15 protein-coding genes and 1 pseudogene are annotated in these 19,102 nt (G+C 69.0%); 5 read left to right on the top strand and 11 right to left on the bottom strand.

Features of this window, described 5'->3' with window-relative positions:
• Positions 1 to 12: 12 nt before the first annotated feature.
• Together ACIHAO_RS28210 and ACIHAO_RS28205 are read right to left on the bottom strand one after the other, a co-directional pair.
• Complete coding sequence (locus ACIHAO_RS28210) at positions 13 to 2,535, bottom strand: LamG-like jellyroll fold domain-containing protein (RefSeq protein WP_396562787.1); 2,523 nt, start codon at positions 2,533 to 2,535, stop codon at positions 13 to 15.
• A gap of 210 nt (positions 2,536 to 2,745) precedes the next feature.
• Positions 2,746 to 3,111 carry a hypothetical protein gene (locus ACIHAO_RS28205; protein WP_396562785.1) on the bottom strand — a complete coding sequence of 122 codons (366 nt, stop codon included), beginning with the start codon at positions 3,109 to 3,111 and terminating at the stop codon, positions 2,746 to 2,748.
• 158 nt (positions 3,112 to 3,269) lie between these two features.
• Here ACIHAO_RS28205 and ACIHAO_RS28200 point away from each other — a divergent pair, with 158 nt between their 5' ends.
• Positions 3,270 to 4,853: an FAD-binding oxidoreductase gene (locus tag ACIHAO_RS28200; RefSeq protein ID WP_396562783.1), complete on the top strand. Its 1,584-nt coding sequence runs from the start codon at positions 3,270 to 3,272 to the stop codon at positions 4,851 to 4,853.
• A gap of 149 nt (positions 4,854 to 5,002) precedes the next feature.
• Positions 5,003 to 6,388, top strand: coding sequence for a M20 family metallopeptidase (locus tag ACIHAO_RS28195; RefSeq protein ID WP_396562781.1), 1,386 nt, complete (start codon positions 5,003 to 5,005; stop codon positions 6,386 to 6,388).
• A gap of 2 nt (positions 6,389 to 6,390) precedes the next feature.
• Here the strand turns inward: ACIHAO_RS28195 and ACIHAO_RS28190 are convergent, their stop codons facing one another.
• On the bottom strand, positions 6,391 to 7,974 hold the full coding sequence (locus ACIHAO_RS28190; protein ID WP_396562778.1) for an AMP-binding protein: 1,584 nt from the start codon (positions 7,972 to 7,974) through the stop codon (positions 6,391 to 6,393).
• Between the two features lie 75 nt (positions 7,975 to 8,049).
• Positions 8,050 to 8,610 (bottom strand): TetR/AcrR family transcriptional regulator, encoded by a 561-nt coding sequence (locus ACIHAO_RS28185; protein ID WP_396562776.1) that lies wholly within the window; start codon positions 8,608 to 8,610, stop codon positions 8,050 to 8,052.
• A 125-nt stretch (positions 8,611 to 8,735) separates the two neighbouring features.
• Between ACIHAO_RS28185 and ACIHAO_RS28180 the strand changes: the two genes are divergently transcribed.
• The 3 genes from ACIHAO_RS28180 to ACIHAO_RS28170 all read left to right on the top strand — a co-directional run bounded on the left by ACIHAO_RS28180 (position 8,736) and on the right by ACIHAO_RS28170 (position 11,200).
• On the top strand, positions 8,736 to 9,440 hold the full coding sequence (locus ACIHAO_RS28180; RefSeq protein ID WP_396562774.1) for an alpha/beta fold hydrolase: 705 nt from the start codon (positions 8,736 to 8,738) through the stop codon (positions 9,438 to 9,440).
• A gap of 77 nt (positions 9,441 to 9,517) precedes the next feature.
• Entirely contained in the window at positions 9,518 to 10,162 is a 645-nt protein-coding gene (locus ACIHAO_RS28175) for a flavodoxin family protein (RefSeq protein WP_396562772.1), read from the top strand.
• A complete protein-coding gene (locus ACIHAO_RS28170) occupies positions 10,163 to 11,200 on the top strand; it encodes a LacI family DNA-binding transcriptional regulator (protein WP_396562770.1) in 1,038 nt (345 codons plus the stop codon). It begins immediately after the preceding gene.
• Here the strand turns inward: ACIHAO_RS28170 and ACIHAO_RS28165 are convergent.
• From ACIHAO_RS28165 to ACIHAO_RS28135, 7 genes and pseudogenes are all read right to left on the bottom strand, one after another.
• Positions 11,190 to 12,357 (bottom strand): annotated as a pseudogene (locus ACIHAO_RS28165) (cytochrome P450). The gene ACIHAO_RS28170 and the pseudogene ACIHAO_RS28165 sit on opposite strands and share 11 nt — an antisense overlap.
• A 134-nt stretch (positions 12,358 to 12,491) precedes the next feature.
• Positions 12,492 to 13,793 (bottom strand): serine/threonine-protein kinase, encoded by a 1,302-nt coding sequence (locus ACIHAO_RS28160; protein ID WP_396562768.1) that lies wholly within the window; start codon positions 13,791 to 13,793, stop codon positions 12,492 to 12,494.
• A gap of 16 nt (positions 13,794 to 13,809) precedes the next feature.
• Entirely contained in the window at positions 13,810 to 14,442 is a 633-nt protein-coding gene (locus tag ACIHAO_RS28155; RefSeq protein ID WP_396562766.1) for an SGNH/GDSL hydrolase family protein, read from the bottom strand.
• The gene (locus ACIHAO_RS28150; RefSeq protein WP_396562764.1) at positions 14,439 to 15,200 is read right to left on the bottom strand and encodes a sugar phosphate isomerase/epimerase family protein; all 762 of its coding nucleotides are present in this window, start codon (positions 15,198 to 15,200) and stop codon (positions 14,439 to 14,441) included. The genes ACIHAO_RS28155 and ACIHAO_RS28150 overlap by 4 nt, the downstream gene beginning before the upstream one ends.
• The gene (locus tag ACIHAO_RS28145) at positions 15,197 to 16,234 is read right to left on the bottom strand and encodes a LacI family DNA-binding transcriptional regulator (RefSeq protein ID WP_396562759.1); all 1,038 of its coding nucleotides are present in this window, start codon (positions 16,232 to 16,234) and stop codon (positions 15,197 to 15,199) included. Before ACIHAO_RS28145 ends, ACIHAO_RS28150 begins: the two co-directional genes overlap by 4 nt.
• An 84-nt stretch (positions 16,235 to 16,318) precedes the next feature.
• Positions 16,319 to 17,761: a chondroitinase-B domain-containing protein gene (locus ACIHAO_RS28140; protein ID WP_396562757.1), complete on the bottom strand. Its 1,443-nt coding sequence runs from the start codon at positions 17,759 to 17,761 to the stop codon at positions 16,319 to 16,321.
• Positions 17,762 to 17,774: 13 nt separating this feature from the next.
• Entirely contained in the window at positions 17,775 to 19,076 is a 1,302-nt protein-coding gene (locus ACIHAO_RS28135; RefSeq protein ID WP_396562755.1) for an alpha-L-fucosidase, read from the bottom strand.
• Between the last annotated feature and the right edge of the window lie 26 nt (positions 19,077 to 19,102).

The raw sequence follows: 19,102 nt of genomic DNA, 5'->3' as shown, positions 1-19,102 counted from the left end.
GCGCGAGCGAGCTCAGCCGCGCTTCGCGAGCGTCGCGACTTCGGCGTCGGACAGCGGCCGGTCGTACAGCCGGACGTCGTCGACCGCGCCACGCAGGAAGTCGACCTGCTGACCGCCGTACTGGCCACGGCCGATCACGGTGTGTCCCGTGCTCGGTGCGGCGGAGCAGGCGTTCTGCGAGGCGACCTTCCGGCCGTCGACGTACAGCGACAACGTGCCCGCCTTGACGTCGCGGACCCCGGTCAGGTGGTACCAGCGGCCGACTTCCGGCTTCTCCGGCGACAAGGCGCGAAGGCCGACGAAGCTCATCGCCCACCGCTGATCCTGCCCGGAGTACTGCAGGAAGAACGCGCTGTCACGGCCGGTGTCCTGGCTGACGACGGTCTGGAACGCGCCGCTCGCCTCATCCAGCTTCGCCCATGCCGAGACCGAGTAGCTGCTCGCCGTGGTGACGAGATTCGTCCCGGTGTCGGCCTGACCGTTGCCCGTGAAGGCCAGCGCGCCGCCTTCGACACCGCCCGCCCACTGCGTGTTGGTCAGCGTGGCGTGCGCGGTGCCGACCGAGTCCGCCGCGCTGGATCCGGTGCCCTCATTGAACTTGTAGGCGTGCACGCCGGCGAGCCCCGGAGTGCCGGGGCCCGGGTCGGGTGCGCCCGAACCGCTGCCGTCGGCGTTGCGAATGATCGCCTGGTTGACCGCGCGCACCTGCGCGAAGTCCATCTTCTTCACCTGCCTGTCGTAGGTGAAGAAACCGTTGACCTCGTGCTCGACATCGGTGATCTGCGTGTAGATCGAGCCGCTGATCCCGCAGCTCTGCGCCGACGCGAGCACGTCGCGCTGGTTCTGGACGTAGCGGCTGTTCAGCGTCGCCTGGTCCTTCACCATCTCGTAGGCGTGGCCTTCGCCGAACCACATGTGGTCCTCGACTTCGAGGCCGTAGCCGCCGTGTTCGCCGTCGATCGAGATCCGCTTGCCGTCGGGCATCGGTTTCGCGGGGCCGGGATAGGCGTGCCAGTCGATGACGTCACCCTTGCCGGAGTCGCCGAGGGAATCGCAGCAGTTGACGCCGCTGTGCGCGTTGACCAGCCGGGTCGGATCCTGGGCCTTGACGTCGTCGGCGATCTTGCCGGTGGTCTCGCGCGACCATTCGCCCCAGCCCTCGTTGAACGGCACGTAGCCGACGATCGAGGTCCAGTTCTTCTTCTGCTCCACCAGTTCCTTCAACTCGACCTGGAACTGCCGCTGGGCGTCGGCAGGCGGACGCCCACCGGTGCGCATCGACGGCATGTCCTGCCAGACCAATAGCCCGAGTTTGTCGGCGTGGTGGTACCAGCGGTCGGGTTCGGTCTTGATGTGCTTGCGGACCGTGTTGAAGCCGAGGACCTTGTGCTGTTCGAGGTCGAACCGCAGCGCCTGGTCGGTCGGCGCGGTGTAGATGCCGTCCGGCCAGTACCCCTGGTCCAAAGTGGACTGCAGGAAGAGGATCTTGCCGTTGAGGGTGAAGCGGAGTTTGCCGTCGGCGCCCTTCGCGGTGCCGAATTCACGCATGCCGAAGTAGGACGAAACCCTGTCCACGGTGCGGCGGCCGTCCTTGAGTTCGACGTCCAGGTCGTAGAGGAACGGGGAATCCGGCGACCAGAGCTTCGCCTTGGGCACCGGCAGGGAGATCGTTCCGGCCGCGGACGCCTTGCTGCGGCTGACCACCTTCCTGCCGTCGCGGACCACGGCCTCGACGGTCAGGCCGGAGTTCCCGCCGGTGTCTACGGTGAGCTTCAGCGTGGAAGACTTGAGATCGGGGACCATGCCGAGTGTGCCGATGTGCTTCGCCGCGACCGGTTCCATCCACACCGTCTGCCAGATGCCCGAAGCGCCTTCGTAGAAGATCCCGCGATCGGGGACCAGCCGCTGCTTGCCGACGGGCTGCCAGGTCGCGTCGGCGCGATCCTCGACGCCGACGATGATCTCCTGCTCTCCCTGGGCTTTCAGCGCCGGCGTCACGTCCGCGGAGAACGCGCCGTAGCCGCCCTGATGTGCGGCCACCTCCTTGCCGTTGACGTAGACCTTCGCCTTGTAGTCGACGGCGCCGAAGTTGATCCGAAGGGTGTTGTCCCTGCCGACGTTCCAGTTCCTCGGCACGGTGAACGTGCGCCGGTACCACATGAAGTCCTCATGCCGCTGGATCCCGGAAAGCGCCGATTCGGTGGGGTAGGGGACCAGGATCTTCTCGGCGAGCCTTTCGCCGAAGGGCGGGACCTCGCCGGGGGCGGCGCCGGCGAACTCCCAAACACCGTTGAGGTTCTGCCAGTTCTCGCGCACCAGCTGCGGCCGCGGGTACTCGGGCAACGCGTTCGAGGGCGACACCTGGTTCGTCCACGGCGTGGTCAGGCGCGGCTTGCCCAGCTTCCAGCCGCTCTCCGCGGCCGTCGCGGCTCCCGGCGTCATCGCCAGGGCGGAGACCACCGCGACCGCGGTGGCCAGTGATTTCCGGAAGCGCCTCGGCTTTCGGGAGCGGTGTGGTGACAACGTTGACAACATCTGCTCGACACCCTTCTCCGGGGGCGGCCGCCTCGGCGGAGGTGCGCCTCCCGCTGGACTTGTGCAGGCGTGAAACCACGACGCCGTGGTCGGGGGACCGGTGTGAGCCGGGCCACGGGCGGCCGTCAGGATGTTTTTACATCGTTGATACAACGTTGTAAAGCGTCGAAGGCCTCGAATCGGTCCTGGGTGGAAGAGCTGTCCTGTGTGTCAGGGAAGGCGGGGTTCCCGCAGCCACTCGGCGAGCTTCCGGTTGTCGGCGCTGGTCAAGCCGCGCCGGGGATCGACCCGATGCAGGAGGGCCGGTCCGGGATGGTTGCCGGACACCCAGTCGCGATCGGTGTCGGAAAGCTCGTCGTCGATCCATACGAACGAGCGGTTCTGGGCGTGGTCCAGCAGGGGACGCGTCTTCCAGTGCAGGCCGATGCGGGCGTCGAACTCGTCGGTGTCGGACGGCTCCGGCCACTCCACCACCGGCAGGCGGGGAAGGCCGAGTCTGGGGGCGAGGGAGTCGTTGGCGTCCTGAAGCCAGGTCGTGGCCCAGACCAGTTCGCCGGGAAGGGCTTTCAGGCGCAAGCCATGCGACGGGTCGAGCCTGCCGAGAAGCGGGCTCTCGCCAATCTACGGCGACGGCCACAACGGCACACGTTATCGGTGTTCGTCGTCGCGGTGCGTTGACACGATAATTGACCGATAGGTAACTTACTGGCGAGTCAGATCGAACGGAGGCATCGATGCCGACCGAGGAGCGTTCCTGGTGGGGCTGGGGCACCACCGCCGGCGCACTGTCGAGGGAAGAGTCCGACGCGCTGGTCGCCCGCACCTCGGGTGTGCTGCCCGCTCACGACTTCACCGACCACGCCCCGCCGGACCCCGCGGAGCTCGACGTCCCGGCAGCACGGATCCGTCCGCCCGCGGCGCTCGCCGCGTTGTGCAGCGACCTCCCCGTCGACCGGTTGTCCCACGCCAGGGGCAAGGCGTTCCGCGATGTCGTCCGCAACCTGCTCGGACGGCTCGACCACGTGCCGGACCTGGTCGCCCGCCCTCGCACGGAACAGGACGTCGCCGACCTCCTCGACTGGTGCACGACCTCAGGCACTCCGCTGATTCCGTACGGTGGCGGCAGTTCCGTGGTCGGCGGGGTCGAACCGAGGTTCGACGGGCCGTCGATCTCGATGGATCTGGCCGGCCTCGGTGACGTGCTCGAAGTGGACACGGTCAGCCGCGCGGCCCGGATCCAGGCCGGGATTTTCGGCCCGGCGCTGGAAGACCGCCTTCGCCCACTGGGGCTGACCCTGCGGCATTTCCCGCAGTCGTTCGCCCATTCGACGCTCGGCGGCTGGCTCGCCACCCGTGCGGGCGGGCATTTCGCGACTCTCGCCACGCATATCGACGATCTCACCGAGTCGCTGCGTGTCGTCACCCCGGCCGGGATCAGCGAATCGCGGCGCCTGCCGGGCTCGGGCGCGGGCCCCTCACCGGATCGGATGTTCCTCGGCTCCGAGGGCACGCTCGGCGTGATCACCGAAGCGTGGATGCGCCTGCAGGACAGGCCGGTCTGGCAGGTCACCGCGTCGGTCGCCTTCGAGCGGCAGGAAGACGCGGTCGCCGCCACCCGCGCGATCGCGCAGTCCGGGCTCCACCCGTCGAACTGCCGCCTCCTCGACCCGGCCGAGGCGTTCATCAACGCGGGCGCGAGCGTGGGCGGTGGCCTCCTGCTGATCGGGTTCGAATCCGCCGATCATCCGGTCGATCCCTGGCTCGACCGCGCGCTCGAAGTGACCGCGGGCCACGGCGGAGTCGTGAAAACCAGGCGCGGCAAGGATTCCTCCGGCCAGGACAGTGCGTCGACGTGGCGATCGTCGTTCCTGCGCATGCCCTATCAACGCGACGCGCTGGCCCGCCGGTCGCTCATCGTGGAGACCTTCGAGACCGCGTGCACCTGGGACGGCTTCGCGGAGTTCCACGACGCGATCACGTCGGCCGCACGTGCCGCGATCGACGAGGTGTGCGGCGGTGCCGGCGTCGTCACCTGCCGCTTCACCCATGTCTACCCCGACGGTCCCGCGCCGTACTACGGGATCTACGCCGCCGGGCGCTGGGGGAGCACGGTCGAGCAGTGGGACGAGATCAAGGCCGCCGTTTCCGAGGCGATCGCGGCCCATGGCGGCACGATCACCCACCACCACGCCGTCGGCCGCGACCACCGGCCCTGGTATGACCGGCAGCGTCCCGACCCGTTCGCCGCCGCGCTCGACGCCGCCAAGTCCGCGCTCGACCCGGCCGGAATCCTCAACCCCGGAGTGCTGCTCCGCTGACCGGTGCACGGCCAAAAGCGGCATGGGGTCGCGGAAGCCGGGCATGCCCCCAATGCCACATTGGGGGCATCAGACCGTGGCCCGACCGGCTCCATGGTCACTTCAAATAGGCTCATCGGCGATACACGACGAGCGAATCGGGAGACACCGTGGCGATCCCCGCAGAACTGGTCTCGAAAGCGCGGCGGCACGTCGATTCGGGTGCGTTCTTCGCCGAACTCGCGGGCCTCGTCCGGTATCCGACGGTGAGCGATCACCCGAGCGGCCGCGTCGCCATCAAGGCGTACCTGGACGAGGTGCTGACGCCGGCGCTGACCGCGCTCGGCTGTTCCGTGGCGATCCAGCCCAATCCGGATCCGGGCGGCGGCCCGTTCCTGATCGGTACCCGCGTCGAGTCGCCCGAGCTGCCGACACTCCTGTGTTACGGCCACGCCGACGTCGTCGACGGGCACGAGGGCCGGTGGAGCGAAGGCCGTGACCCGTGGACGCTGACCGCCGACGGCGAGCGCTGGTACGGCCGCGGCTCGGCGGACAACAAGGGGCAGCACCTGATCAACCTGACCGCGCTCCGGCTGCTGCTCGCCGAGACGGGTTCGCTCGGGTTCAATCTCAAGTTCCTGTTCGAGACCGGGGAGGAGATCGGTTCGCCCGGTCTCGACGAGTTCGTCGCGGCGAACCGGGAGGCGCTGAGCGCCGACGTCCTCATCGCGTCCGACGGTCCGCGCCTGGACGCGGCGACGCCGACGTTGTTCCTCGGCGCGCGGGGCAGCGTCCGGATCGCCCTCGACGTGGATCTCCGTCCCGACGCCTACCATTCGGGGAACTGGGGCGGGGTACTGCGCAATCCCGCCACCACCCTCGCCGGGGCGATCGCCTGCCTCGTCGACGGGCATGGCCGTGTCCAGGTACCGGAACTCCTGCCGCCCGAACTCCCGGAAAGTGTCCGCGCGGCACTCGCCGGGCTCGAGATCGGGAACAAGCCCGGGGATCCGGCGCTGGATGAGCACTGGGGTGACACCCGGCTGACCGCGGCCGAGCGGCTGTACGGCTGGAACACCCTCGAAGTCCTCTCGCTGGGCGCGGCCGACATCGAGCGGCCGGTCAACGCCATCCCCGGTCGCGCCCGCGCGATGCTGCAACTGCGCTACGTCGCGGGCACCGATGTCGACCGCGTGGGCGAGGCCATCACGAAACACCTTGCCGCGCAGGGGTTTTCGATGGTCGACGTCACCGCCGAAGGCAGTTTTCGCGCCAGTCGAACCGCTGTCGACGACCCGTGGGTCGGCTGGGCGAAGGGCGTCCTCGACGAGTTTTCCGATCGTCGGGTGGCGATCCTGCCGAGCTTCGGCGGGGGACTGCCGAACCACGTTTTCACCGATATCCTCGGCCTTCCGACGCTGTGGCTGCCGCATTCCTACCCCGGATGCCTGCAACACGCACCCGACGAACACCTGCTCGCGTCGATCGCCCGTGAAGGGCTCGTGCTCGCCACGACGCTGTTCCACGCGCTCGGGCGGCGCGGCGAACTCGCGTGATTTCACAGGTCTCGTAGCAGGTATCGCTGCAGTTTTCCGCTTGCGTTGCGCGGCAAGGCTTCGATGAAGCGCACGCGCCGCGGGTACTTGTACGGCGCCGCGGTCGCTTTCGCGTGGTCTTGCAGTGCCCGCGCCAGATCCGTGCCCGGATCGGCGCCGGGACGTGGCACGACGAACGCCGTCACGACCGAACCGCGGTCGGGGTCCGGCGTGCCGATCACGGCGCATTCGTCCACGTCCGGATGGGTCAGCAGGACCTCCTCGACCTCGGGCGCGGCGATGTTGTAGCCCGACGAGATGATCATGTCGTCGCTGCGCGCGACGAACCGGAAGTAGCCGTCGGCGTCGCGGACGTAGGTGTCGCCGGTGATGTTCCAGCCGTCGCGCGCGTAGTCCTGCTGGCGCGGGTCCTCGAGATAGCGGCAGCCGGTGGGGCCTCGCACCGCCAGGAACCCGGGAGTGCCGTCGGGAACGGGTGCGCCGTCGATGTCGAGAACTGCCGCTTCGTAGCCGGGTACGACCTTCCCGGTCGCGCCGGGACGTGCGGTGTCGTCGGCGGCGGAGATGAACACGTGCAGCATTTCGGTGCTGCCGAGGCCGTCGATGAGCGGCCGTCCGACGCTCTCCCGATACCGCTCGGCCACGGGAGCGGGAAGTGATTCGCCGGCGGAGACGGCCCGGCGCACTCCGGCCAGGAGTCGTCCGTCGCCCGCGTTCAAAATCGCGCGATACGCGGTCGGGGCGGTGAAGAGGACCGTGACGCCCTTGTCGGCGACGATGGCGGCGAGTTCCGCCGGAGTGGCGCGTTCGACCAGAAGTGTGGCCGCGCCCGCACGCAAGGGAAAGACCAGCAGGCCGCCGAGACCGAAGGTGAACGCCAGCGGTGGCGTGCCGCAGAAGAGATCGTCGGACGTCGGGCGCACGATGTGCCGGGAGAACGTGTCGGCGATCGCGAGCAGGTCGCGATGGAAGTGCATCGTCGCCTTCGGGGATCCCGTCGTGCCGGAGGTGAAGGCCAGCAGGGCGACGTCGTCGGCAGCGGTCGGGACGTCGGCGAACGTGGGCGGATGCCGTTCCGCGCGGGCGGCCAGATCCGTTCCGTACGACACGACGGGGAGATCGGCCGGGAGTTCGTCCAGCAGACGTTCGTCGCAAACGGCGAGTGCGGGTTTCGCGCGGCCGGCGATCTTGTCGAGTTCGGCACGCCGCAGCATCGGCATGGTCGAGACGGCCACCGCGCCGGCCTTGAGCACCGCCAACCAAGCCGCCGCGAGCCACGGGGTGTTGGCGCCCCGCAACAGCACCCGGTCTCCGGGAACCACCCCGAAATCGGTGACCAGGACGTGGGCGACGCGGTTGGCGCGGGCCAGGACTTCGCCGTATGTCCACGTTTCGGCGAGGGAGAGCAGGCAGGGCCTGTCCGGACCGAAGCGGGCCACGGTGTCGTCGAGCAGCGCGGTCGCGGCGTTCAGCCTGTCGGGGTATCGCAGTTCCGGCAGGTCGAACACGAACTCCGGCCACTGATCGGCGGGCGGCAGCCGGTCACGGCAGAACGGGTCGACGTGCGCGCTGGGAGAAAGCCTCATCGTCGCCGCTCCTCGGTCCGGCCCCCTTCCGCGAAGGTAGCACTTGTTACGACCGTCGAGAAGACGCGATGAAGCTCAGGGGACGAGGTCGGCCACGGCTCGGTGCAGAGTGGCGCGCACGGTCTCGGCGTCATCGAGGTTGCCGCCGTGAAGCGCGCCGTCGCGGAGAAGGACGAGAGTGCGGGCGGCGTGGTCCGGGTCGGCGTGGCCCGCGTCGCGTGCCAGGTCGCGAAGGACGCCGAAGAACCAGTCCCGGTGGTCGTCGATGACCTGGCGGACCTGATGTCCGGGATCGGGGTATTCGGCCGCGGCGTTGAGGAACGGGCAACCGCGGAAGTCGTCGTCGAGCGTGCGGTCGCCGATGATGCCCAGCGCGGCGAGGAGCGCTTCGCGGGCGGACTTTTCGCTGGTCACCGCGTCGACGCCCGCGCGGATCCGCTCGCTCGTGGTGCTCAGGTAAGCGGCGACGAGGTCGTCCTTGGTGGGGTAGTGGCGGTAGAACGTCGCCCTGGTCACGGCCGCCTCGGAGACCAGGCGCTCCACGCCGACGGCATGGATGCCCTCGGCGTAGAACAGCCGTGAGGCTGTCTCTAGCAGCCGGATTTTCGGATGGACGTCCCGGTCGACAGTCGGCATTCCCCAACCGTAGAGAAAGAACGGTCATTCCACCAGGTCGCCTTCGTCACGTTGCGGAAGGCCGCCGGGGCGAGCATTGTTCAGGCAGAAAGACCGATCGTTCTCCCTGACCTGAAGGAGCCACCATGACCAACCAGAAGCCCACCATTGTCCTGGTCCACGGTGCTTTCGCCGACTCGTCCAGCTGGAACGGCGTGGTTCCGAAGCTGCGTGAGCAGGGCTACCGGGTGCTGGCCGCGTCGAACCCGCTGCGCGGCATCGATTCCGACGCGGACTACGTCGCCGACGTCGTCAACGGCGTGGACGGCCCCGTGGTGCTCGCCGGGCATTCCTACGGCGGCGTGGTGATCAGCCGCGCGGCCACCACCGCGCCGAACGTCAAGGCGCTCGTCTACATCGCCGCCTTCCAGCCGGAGGCGGGGGAGAGCGTGTTCGAGCTGTCCGGCCGGTTCGAAGGCGGCAAGCTCGGTCCGGACACCACGAACGTCCTGGCTGCCCAGGGCGAGCTGTCGATCAGGCCCGAGAATTTCTCGGACGTGTTCGCGGCCGACGTCCCCGCGGAGACCGCCGACGTCATGGCGGTCACCCAGCGCCCGGTCACCGAGCGCGCGCTCGCCACGCCGTTCGACGGCGAGCCTGCCTGGAAGAACCTGCCGTCGTGGGCGCTGATCGCCGAGCAGGACCACGCGATCCCGGCCGCGGCGCAGGCGTTCATGTCCGAGCGCGCCGGTTCGGAGGTCACCAGGACCGACGCTTCGCACGCCGTCTCGGTCTCGCGGCCGGACGTCGTCGCGGAGGTCATCCTCGCGGCGGCCGCCAAGGTCGCCTGACCTCGGTCGCTTGACAGCGGAAACCTTCCCCGGAGAGACTGCAAAAGCGTTTTTGCAGTCTCTCCGGGGAGAACCACGTGAAGGTCTTGGTGCTCGATTCGAGTCCGCGTCGTGAGGGCAATTCCTGGTCCCTCGCCCAGGCTTTGGCCAAAGGGGCGGAGGAAGCGGGACACACGGTCGGCTTCGTCCACCTTTCCGATTTCGTCGAGTCGCCGCTGGGGGACTGTCGCGGCTGCCGGCTGAGCGACCGGTCCTGCGGCATCGCGGACGGCTACGAGCGGCTGCTGTTCGACCACGTGCTCCCGGCGAACGCGATCGTCTACGCGACACCACTGCACTGGTACGGCATGACCGGCCGGCTGAAGTCCTTCTTCGACCGGCTTTTCTGCTACACCTCCGGCAGTTCGCCGCACACCGCCGAAGTCGTGCCCGGGCTGATGGGCAAACGCGCCGCCGTGCTGATCTCCTGCGAGGAGAGCTACCGCGGCGCGACACTCGGGCTGGAGGCCCAGTTCCAGGAACTCACCCGGTACCTGCGTCAGGACCTCGCGGGGATCGTGGTCGGCGTCGGCAACAGCCGGGGCGAGGTGGAGCGCGATCCAGCCCGGCCGCTGGAGGTCGCGGCGGACCTCGGACGTAGGCTGTGCGACGCCCACGTCACCGACTATCGGCTGGACACCGACCGGCCGAACCGCGTTTGGGGACCGCCCGTGGAGGCATGAGTGTCGCCGACCATCCGTGACGTAGCCGCGGCCGCGGGGGTCTCGATCACCACCGTTTCGCACGTGCTGAGCGGGCAGGGCCGGATCTCCGAAGAGACCCGGCAGCGCGTCGCGCGGGCGGCGGCCGAACTCGGCTACCAGGCCAGCGTGCACGCACAGCAGCTCGTCACCCGGCGCAGCCGCACCTTGGCGATCCAGCTCGCGAACTCGGTCGACGCCGGCAGCGCGTGCGCGCTCGTACCCAACTCGGACTACTTCCTCGAAGTCCTCAACGGGGCGGCCGAGGTGGCGTCGAAACGGTCGTACGCCTTGCTCCTGACGCCGAGGGAAGCCGACCTCGACCGGCTGAACGCCTTCGCCGTCGACGGCGCGATCCTGGTGGATCCCCGTGGGGACGAGCCGTTCTTCGCGACCGGCTGGTGCCGCGACCGGCCGCTGGTGACCGTCGGACGCCCGATGGCGGCGCCGTGCCCGGTGCCGGTCGTCGTCGACAACGACCTGGTCGCGGCCGCGCGGTTGATGCTGGATCACTTGGCGGACAACGGTTACGAGCGTCCGGCGATGATCACCACCGACACCCGCCGTTCCTACGCGGCGGACTTGGTCGCGGGCTACCGGGGCTGGATGGAGGCTCGGGGCCTGGAGCCGGTGGTGGCCGAGATCGACGAACCGCCGACCACCGAAGGCACGGCGGAGGCGCTGGGCAGGCTGCTCGACCGGCGGGTGTGCCCGGACGCCGTGTTCACGACGTCGGAGAACCTCGCCCTCGGCGTCCTCCACGAGGCCCGTCGCCGCGGGCTCGCGGTGCCCGGCGCGCTCGGGATCTGCAGTGCGGTGGACAGCGGATCGCTCCGGCTCACGTCGCCGCGGGTGACCGGCATGTTCGTGCATCCCCGCGAGGTGGGCGGCCGTGCGGCCACGGCGTTGATGGACCTCATCGAGGGGAAGGCGTCCGAAGGCGAGCCGCGCCGGATCGAAGTCCCCGTGCGCCTGAACGCGCGGGAATCCACCGGCGCGGCTCACCGGTTCACCAGGTGACGGGCAGTTCCCGCACCGTGTAGAAGACGGCGTTCTCGTCGAACGGCAGTTCTTCCAGCGGTGCGGCCGGTTTCAGGGTCGGTATGCGCCGGAACAGCGTGCCGTAGACGACCTGGAGTTCCACCCTGGCCAGCGGAGCGCCGACACACAGGTGCCTGCCGTGACCGAAGGCGACATGGTGGCGCGCCTTGCGCCGGACATCGACGGCGTCCGGATCCGGAAAGGCGACCGGGTCGCGGTTGGCGGTGCTCTTCACCGCGATGATGCCGTCGCCGGCACGGATGAGCCTGCCGCCGATCTCCAGATCCTCCCGCGCGACGCGGCGCGCTTCGGTGTGGGTGATGGACAAATAACGCAGGAGCTCCTCCACCGCGCCGGGAGGATCGGCACGGACCTGGTCGAGCTGATCGGGGTTCGCCAGGAGCGCGGCCGTGCCCAGCGCGATCATGCCCGCGGTGGTGTCGTGCCCGGCCACCAGCAGGAGCTGGCCCATCGTGGCGATCTCGCGCGGGGTCATCGCGCCGGTCCGGACCTGCCCGACGGCCAGCGTGCTGAGCAGATCCTCGCCGGGCTCGGCGGTCTTCGCGATCACCAGCTCTTCCAGATAGGCGTTCAGCTCCTCACTGGCGGCCATGGCCCGTTCGGGATCGGACTCGTCCATGACGAGGGTGCGCGCCACCCCCTGGAAGAAGCCGCGGTCGGCGTAGGGCACGCCGAGCAGTTCGCAGATCACCAGCGAAGGGACCGGCAACGCGAACGCAGTCACCAGATCCACCGGTTTGGGGCCGTCGAGCATCGCGTCGAGGAGATCGTCGACGATCCGCTGGATCCGGGGTCGCAGGGCCTCCATTTTCCCGATCGTGAACTCCGGGGTCAGCAGCCGTCGTTGGGCGGTGTGTTCGGGTGCGTCCATCTGCATCAACGTTTTCATCGTGGTGTCGCGTGCCTTGCTCACCGCGTTGGTGTGCGGGAAGCCGGGCCGTGTGGCATCGACGCCGATCCGCGGATCGGCCAGTACCGCGCGCACGTCCTCGTACCGGGTGATCAGCCACGGCGTGCCGCCATCCCAGAGCCTCACCCGCGACACCGGGTCCTTTTTCGGCCAGCCGTGACAGTTCCGGTGCCGGGTCGAAGGGGCAGCCCACCGCGCGCGCCATCGGGAATCGTGGCGTGCTCGCTTGGTCGTCCACGCGTTTCTCCTTGCTGTCGAGTGCTTCGCGCTCGCAGCATGCCGGTGCGGCGACCCCCGGTAATCGGACAAATCAGACGTGAGTTGTGTCACATTCTTCGGTCAGGAACTCCGGCACTCCGCGACCGGCGTGTCCCCGCCGTCTTCGCCGGTGGTCGCGATGAAGCCGAAGGTGGTCGTCCCACCGACCGGCAGGACCGCGTTCCAGTGGGCTTCGGACACCCGCACGCGATCGCCGTCCTGTGCCAGGGAACCGTTCCACAGATTGGCGATGCGGGTGCCGGGCGGCAGGGTCCAGCTGACCTCCCAGCCGGTGAGCCGGGTGTCCTTGGAGTTCCGCACGGACACGCGGATCTCCGAGCCGCCGGGCCAGCGATTGGCCACCTCGTAACGCGCTTCGCACACCGGTTTCGCAGCCGAAGGCGACGGCGCCTCCACCGGAGCGGCAGCGGTGGGCGGGTCGCCGTCGGACAGGAGGACGCCCGCCAGCACACCACCCGCCACGACCACACCGCCCGCGATGGCGAACGGCAGGCGTGAACGACGAGTGGGCGCGGGAAGCCGTTTCGTACCGGACAGGATCGCCGGACGGCCGTCGGCGACGGCGGCGAGCATCCGCTCGGCCTCGGCCATGTCCGGCCGTTCCCGTGGATCGCGCCGGAGCATCCGCAGCAGGACATCCGTGAGCGGGCCGGTCGACCGCGGTGCGGTGATCTCGCCGCGGGCGACCCGTTTGAGGAGGGCGATCTGGTTGCCGTCGGTGCCGAACGGCGGCGCGCCTTCCAGCGCGGTGTACAGCGTCGAGCCGAGGGAGAACACGTCCGACGGAAAGCCGGGCTCCTCGCCGTCCGCGACCTCGGGGGAGAGGAACGCGGGTGTGCCGACGACGAGACCGTCGCCGGTCATCGTCCCTTCGCCCGTGGCGTGGGACAGGCCGAAGTCGGCGATCTTCGCTTGCCCGTCCCCGGTGATCAGGATGTTGTTGGGTGTGACGTCCCGGTGCAGGATGCCGTCCTCGTGCGCGGCGGCCAGCGCCGAGGCGATCCGCGCGCCGAGTTCCGCCACCCGGCCCGCGGGGAGCGGGCCGTCGTCCGCGAGGAGTTCCGTCAGCGGCCGCGACGACAGGAACTCCATGATCAGATAAGGGGTTCCGTCCTGTTCGACGACGTCGTAGACGGTGACGGCGTGCGGATGCTTGAGCCGCGCGGCGACCCGGGCCTCCCGCATCGCGCGCACGATCGACCGGAACGGCGCGTCACCCGGCGAGTTGTCCGGCAGCAGCTGTTTGACCGCGACCGTGCGGTCGAGCCGCTCGTCCCGCGCCTGCCACACCACGCCCATCGCGCCCCGGCCGACCTTGTGCTCCAGCCGGTAACGACCGGCGATGATGGCGTTCCGGTTCACCGGGCAACTGTATCCGCTACGGGAGCGGAACCTCCTCGACCGGCGAACCGGCCGTCGCGAGCCATGCCTCGGCGAGCAGGCGGTGGCCGAGCGGGCTGGGGTGGACGCCGTCCGGGGCCAGCGTCGCCGCCCCGTGCTCCTCCGCGGCGCGCGGCATGAACAGATCCGCGCGGACCAACCGCGCGCCGAACTCGGTCGCCACGTCGATCGCCGCTTCGACGCGGGGCGCGAGATCGCCGAGCCATTCTTGCTGTTCCGGCTCCACCGGCAGCAGGAACGGCGTGATCACGTACAACTCGGCCGGGAGGTGCTCCCGCGCACCGGCCAGCAGCCGGGTGTAGGCGGCACGGAACTTCCCGATCGGGCTCGACAGGCCGCGATCGAAGGTCCGCCAGGTGTCGTTGATGCCGATCTTCACCGTCAGCACCGTGGGGTGCGCCGCGAGGACGTCGGTGGCCCACCGGGCTTCGAGGTCGTAGATCCGGTTGCCGTTGAGGCCCCGGTTGATCACCTCCGGCCCGTCACCGAGAAGGTCCGCGATCTGCCGGACATAACCCTTGCCCAAGGACGCGGGATCGGCGCGGTCACGGCTGGAGTCGGTGATGGAGTCGCCGGCGAAGAGCAGCCTGTCGGCTTCGGTGAACCTCACGCGCCCGCCTCGATCAGCTTCCGCAGCGAGTCGGCCTCGCCGGGGATCAGGTCCGGATCGTTGTCCGGGACGAACTCCAGCAGCGCGTCGAGCGGCCGTCCGGTCTTCGCGAGCAGGCCGAACGCCCGCGTCCACAGGTCCGCCCGGAAGGTCAGCGGATGCCGCTGATTGCTGGGCCACCACGAGAACACGTGCACCGCGCGTACGTGGTCGAGCACCAGCTCCAGCCCCGCCAGCGCCTCGTCGTCCGGCAGGTCCTGGGGCGGCTGCCAGTAGGTGCCGAGATTGTCGCGGCCGACCTCGTCGAGCAGCCGGACGGTCGATTCGGCGGTGTCGGTCAGCGTCCCGCCGTGGAATTCCAGCGCGACGTCCAGACCGTGGTCGTTCGCGAGGTCGGCGGCCTCGCGGAGACCGGCGACGACCTGCGCGCGCTCGTCGGGGTCGACGTCCTCGGAGCCCGCTTTGCCCGCCCACACCCGGATCCGCGAGGCGCCGAGCCGGACCGCGGTGGCGGCGATGTCGCCGAACTTCCCGGCCTCCATCGGGGTGGCGCGGAAGTAGGAGCCGTAGGAGTCGCAGGTGAGCCCGTGCCGTGCCATGGCCTCGAACGCGCGCTCGGCCGCCCAGTCGTCGCCGGGGCGCACGTGGACGTCGGCGCCCCACTCGATCACTTGCAGGCCCGCCTTTCCGGCGCGGCTGGCGACTTCGTCGGCGTCCAGGCGTCGCAGGGTCACCGAACACAGTCCTGGGCGGATCATTTTCCCTCCAACGGTTGAGTGCTTTCGCGCAGCACGACCTCACCGGTGATCGGCTTGACACGAGGACCGGCCGCGCGGTCGTCGAGGATGAAATCGAGCGCTTGTTCGCCCATGCGCTCGATCGGCACCCGCACAGTCGACAGCGAAGGCCTTATGTCGCGCAAGGTAATAATGTCGTCGAAGCCCGCGATCGCGATCTGCGCGGGGACCAGCAGCCCGCGGTCGCGGCAGGCGGCCATCGCACCGACGGCCATCACGTCGTTCACCGCGAAAACGCAGCCGCGGAAGCCGTTCTCGATCGCTCGCACCATCGCCGCGTAGCCGCCGTCGCGGGTGAATTCCGCGCGCAGCACATGGTTCTCGGGCAACGGGATACCGTGCCGGGTGAGTCCGTCACGGAAGCCGAGGACGCGATCGCGCGACGTCAGCAGACCGGATGGCCCGGCGAGCACGAGGAAGTCCCGATGCCCGAGCGCGGCGAGGTTGTCCGCCAGATCCGCCGCTCCGGCCCGGTTCTCCAGCATGACCGTGTCGAACGGCAGTTTCCGCTGGCCGATCACCACGACCTGACCGTCGGCGGCCTCGAACGCCTTGAGTTCCTTGGTCAGATTCCGTTGCAGGGCACTGTCTTCGTTCCGCGACCCGGCGAGGATGACCGCTCGTGCCCGTTGCCCGCGCAACGTCGTGACGTACTCGAGTTCCTTCTCCGGATGGTTTTCCGTGCTCGCGATGGTGACCGTCAGCCCGTGCCGGGCCGCCACGCGCATGACGCCGGACGCGATCGAGGAGAAGTACGGGTCGACGATGTCGTGCACCAGCAGCCCGACGACGTTGCCGCGGCCGCGGGCCATCGCCTGCGCGGGCACGTTCGCCGTGTACTGCAACCGTTCCGCGGCCCGCAGTACCGATTCGCGCAGGGTGCCGCTGACCTGTCTGGTGCCGCCGTTGAGCGCCCGCGACGCCGTCGCGAGCGACACTCCCGCCTCACGGGCGACGTCGGCCAGGGTGGCCGAACCCGCGGCGCGCTGCGGCATGCTTCCTCCTCTGGGTCTGGCGGTGGGCTCACGCCGGCGTGGGCTGACGCCGGCGTGAGCCCGGCTTTGATGTCGACCGCCCGGCTACGGAGCGCCGGGGCCGACGTCCGCGGGGGTGAGCGGTCGGTTGGCGATGGCGGCCGTCGAGTACTCGTCGGCGCCGACGTCACGGAGGCTGCCGCGGGCCTGACCGTCGATGTCGAGCGTGACCGGTGCGCCTCCCAGGGTCGCCGCGTCGATCGCGGGGCTGCCCGCGGCGAGCCGCGAGACGCCGTCGCTGCCCTGCACGAGCTTCGGGTCGACCCGGCGGAAGGTACCCGCCGGGATGTTCCCGTCCCCGCCGGAGCCCCACAGGATGTTGCCGGACCAGGTGAAGTTGCCCGTGGTGCTCATCGCGACCAGGTCACCGTTGCTGCCGACGAAGAGGTTGTCCGAGATCGTGCAGTCGCGCGGTTCGATCGACCGTTTGGTCTCGCCGGAAAGCGTGCTGCTGTTGTTCAGCAGCGTGTTGTGCGCGATGAGCACGCGGTCCGCCGCGTCGTTTCCGCGCCGCGATTCCTTCGATTCACCCGGGAAGTGGTCCCGGACGCTGCCGCTGCCGACGACCAGCGCGTTGCTGGAAACTCCGGCGATGTAGTTGTTCAGGATCTTGTGGTCGTTGCCGTAGATCCGGATGCCTTCCTTGCCGCCGAGGATGAAATTCGATTCGACGACGGACTTGTTTCCGTGGCGGAGCACGATGCCGCCCTTGCTGTTCCGGATGGTGTTGTTGCGGATGAAGTTGCCCGACGACTTGACCGAGATCGCCTCCGGGTCGCCGTTCGCGCGTTCGAACAGGTTGAACTCGATCTTGGCACCGGCGGTGGTGAGCGCACGCGGGCTGACGCCGAGCCGGATCGGCTCGCCGCCGTTGTCGCCGGGGAAGGTGTGGTCGGAGAAGTAGTTCCGGAAGACCTCAACGTCCGCCGCCATCTTGTCCTCGTCCGCGCCCTCGATGCAGAGCATGACGCCGAGCGTGGTCTTGTGGTGGAAATGGTTGCGGTCGATCTTGCTGTTGTCCGCGCGCACCATCACCCAGTGCAGGTCCGGGAGGTCGGCGAACTGGAGATCGTTGCGGGTCAGCCGGATCCGCGAGCAGTTCGGCGGGATCTCCAGCGTGGTGCTCTGGCGGAACTTGAACCCGCTGATCGTGACGCCGGTGGAGTCGTCGAAGACGAAGCTCTGCTCACCGTTCAGTGTCACGCCGCCGCGGGACTGCGCGACGATGGTGATCGGCTGGTCCTTCGTACCGCGCCTGCCCTTGATACTGATCGGCTTGCCCGTGGGCACGGTGTAGGTGCCGTTGTTCACGGTGATGACGGCACCGGGGCCCGCCTTGTTGATCGCGTTCTGCAGTTCGGTCAGCGAACTGACGTTCAGGGCGCACAGTCCCGTCGGTTTGGCCGACGCCGTGCCCGCGGTGACCCAGGGGACGGTGATCAGCGCGGCGCCGAGGGTGGCGCCGCTGAGGAACCTTCTGCGATCCATGATGCCTCCGTGCTCAATCGGTGGGGAGGGTTTCGGCGGCGGGGCTTTCGTTGCTCAGGAACAGTTCGATCACCGGGACCGGGGTGTCCGGTTTACGGATAGGAAGCTTGAGGGTGAGCGTGCCTTCCGGCTGCCCGCCCATCTGGGTGTTCTGCGCGGTCTGCCCGGGCTCCGTGTGCACCTGCCGGATTTCCGAGGCGTCGTCGAGCAGCTGGGCGTAGCGCACGCGCCCGGCGAGCGCTGGCAGGTGCACGTGGTTCATCGGCCAGCTGAACAGGTGCAGGTACAACCGGTCTCCGCGCTGGGTGTAGCGGCCGTCGGCGGGCGCGGTGAACTCGGCGGGGCCGCAGCCGCGGATGGAGCGTTCGTGCCGGTCCATCCAGCGGCCGAGTTCGGCGAGCACTTCGAGCGCCCGCGGGTCGATCTCGCCCCGGCCGTTCGGCCCGACGTTGAGCAGCAGGTTGCCGTCCTTGGACACGCCGTCGACCAGCATCCGGATGAGCAGCTCCGGGCTCTTGTAGTCGAGGTTGTCGCGGTCGTAACCCCAGCTGCCGTTCAGCGTCTGGCACGCCTCCCACACCACCGGGACGCCGTCGCGGGTCATCGGACCCGACGGCTGGTACTGCTCCGGGGTGATGAAGTCGCCCGGGATCCCGGTGCGGTCGTTGACGAGGATGCCGGGCTGGAGTTCACGGACCAGCGCGAGCAGGCCGGGGGAGTCCCAGTCGTCCGGTCCCTTGCCGCCCCACCATTCCTTGCGGCCCTTGTAGGAGAAGTCGAAGAACAGGTAGTCGATCGTGCCGAAGCGGGTGAGCAGCTCGCGGACCTGACCGTGCAGATAGAGCTGATACTCGGCGATGTCGGCGTACTGGTGCGCCGCGATGTACTCCGCGTCGTCACGACGGGGATGGGTGCCGTCGACGGGGAAAGCGGGATGATGCCAGTCGATCAGCGAGTGGTAGAAGCCGACCTTCAAGCCTTCCTCGCGGCAGGCGTCGACGAACGGGCCGAGCAGATCCTTGCCGTAGGGCGTGTTCGTCACCTTGAAGTCGGTGAGATCGCTGTCCCACAGGCAGAAACCGTCGTGGTGCTTGGTGGTCAGCACGACGTAGGTCATGCCCGCGGCCTTCGCGGCCCGTGCCCAGGAACGCGGGTCGTACTTGTCCGGCTCGAAGTGGTCGAAGTAGACGCGGTACTGCTCGTCGGTCAGCTTTTCGCGGTTCTGCACCCATTCGTGCCGGGCGGCCAGCGAGTACAGTCCCCAGTGGACGAACATCCCGAACCGGTCGTGGGTGAACCAGGCGGTGGAACTCACTGCAGGATCTCTCCTTGAGATGGTGG

It is taken from the genome of Amycolatopsis sp. NPDC052450 (assembly GCF_044547565.1).
In the GTDB taxonomy this organism is placed as follows: Bacteria; Actinomycetota; Actinomycetes; order Mycobacteriales; family Pseudonocardiaceae; genus Amycolatopsis.
Note: the sequence above shows the minus strand (reverse complement) of the source record. Positions and strands in the feature narration are given on the sequence as shown.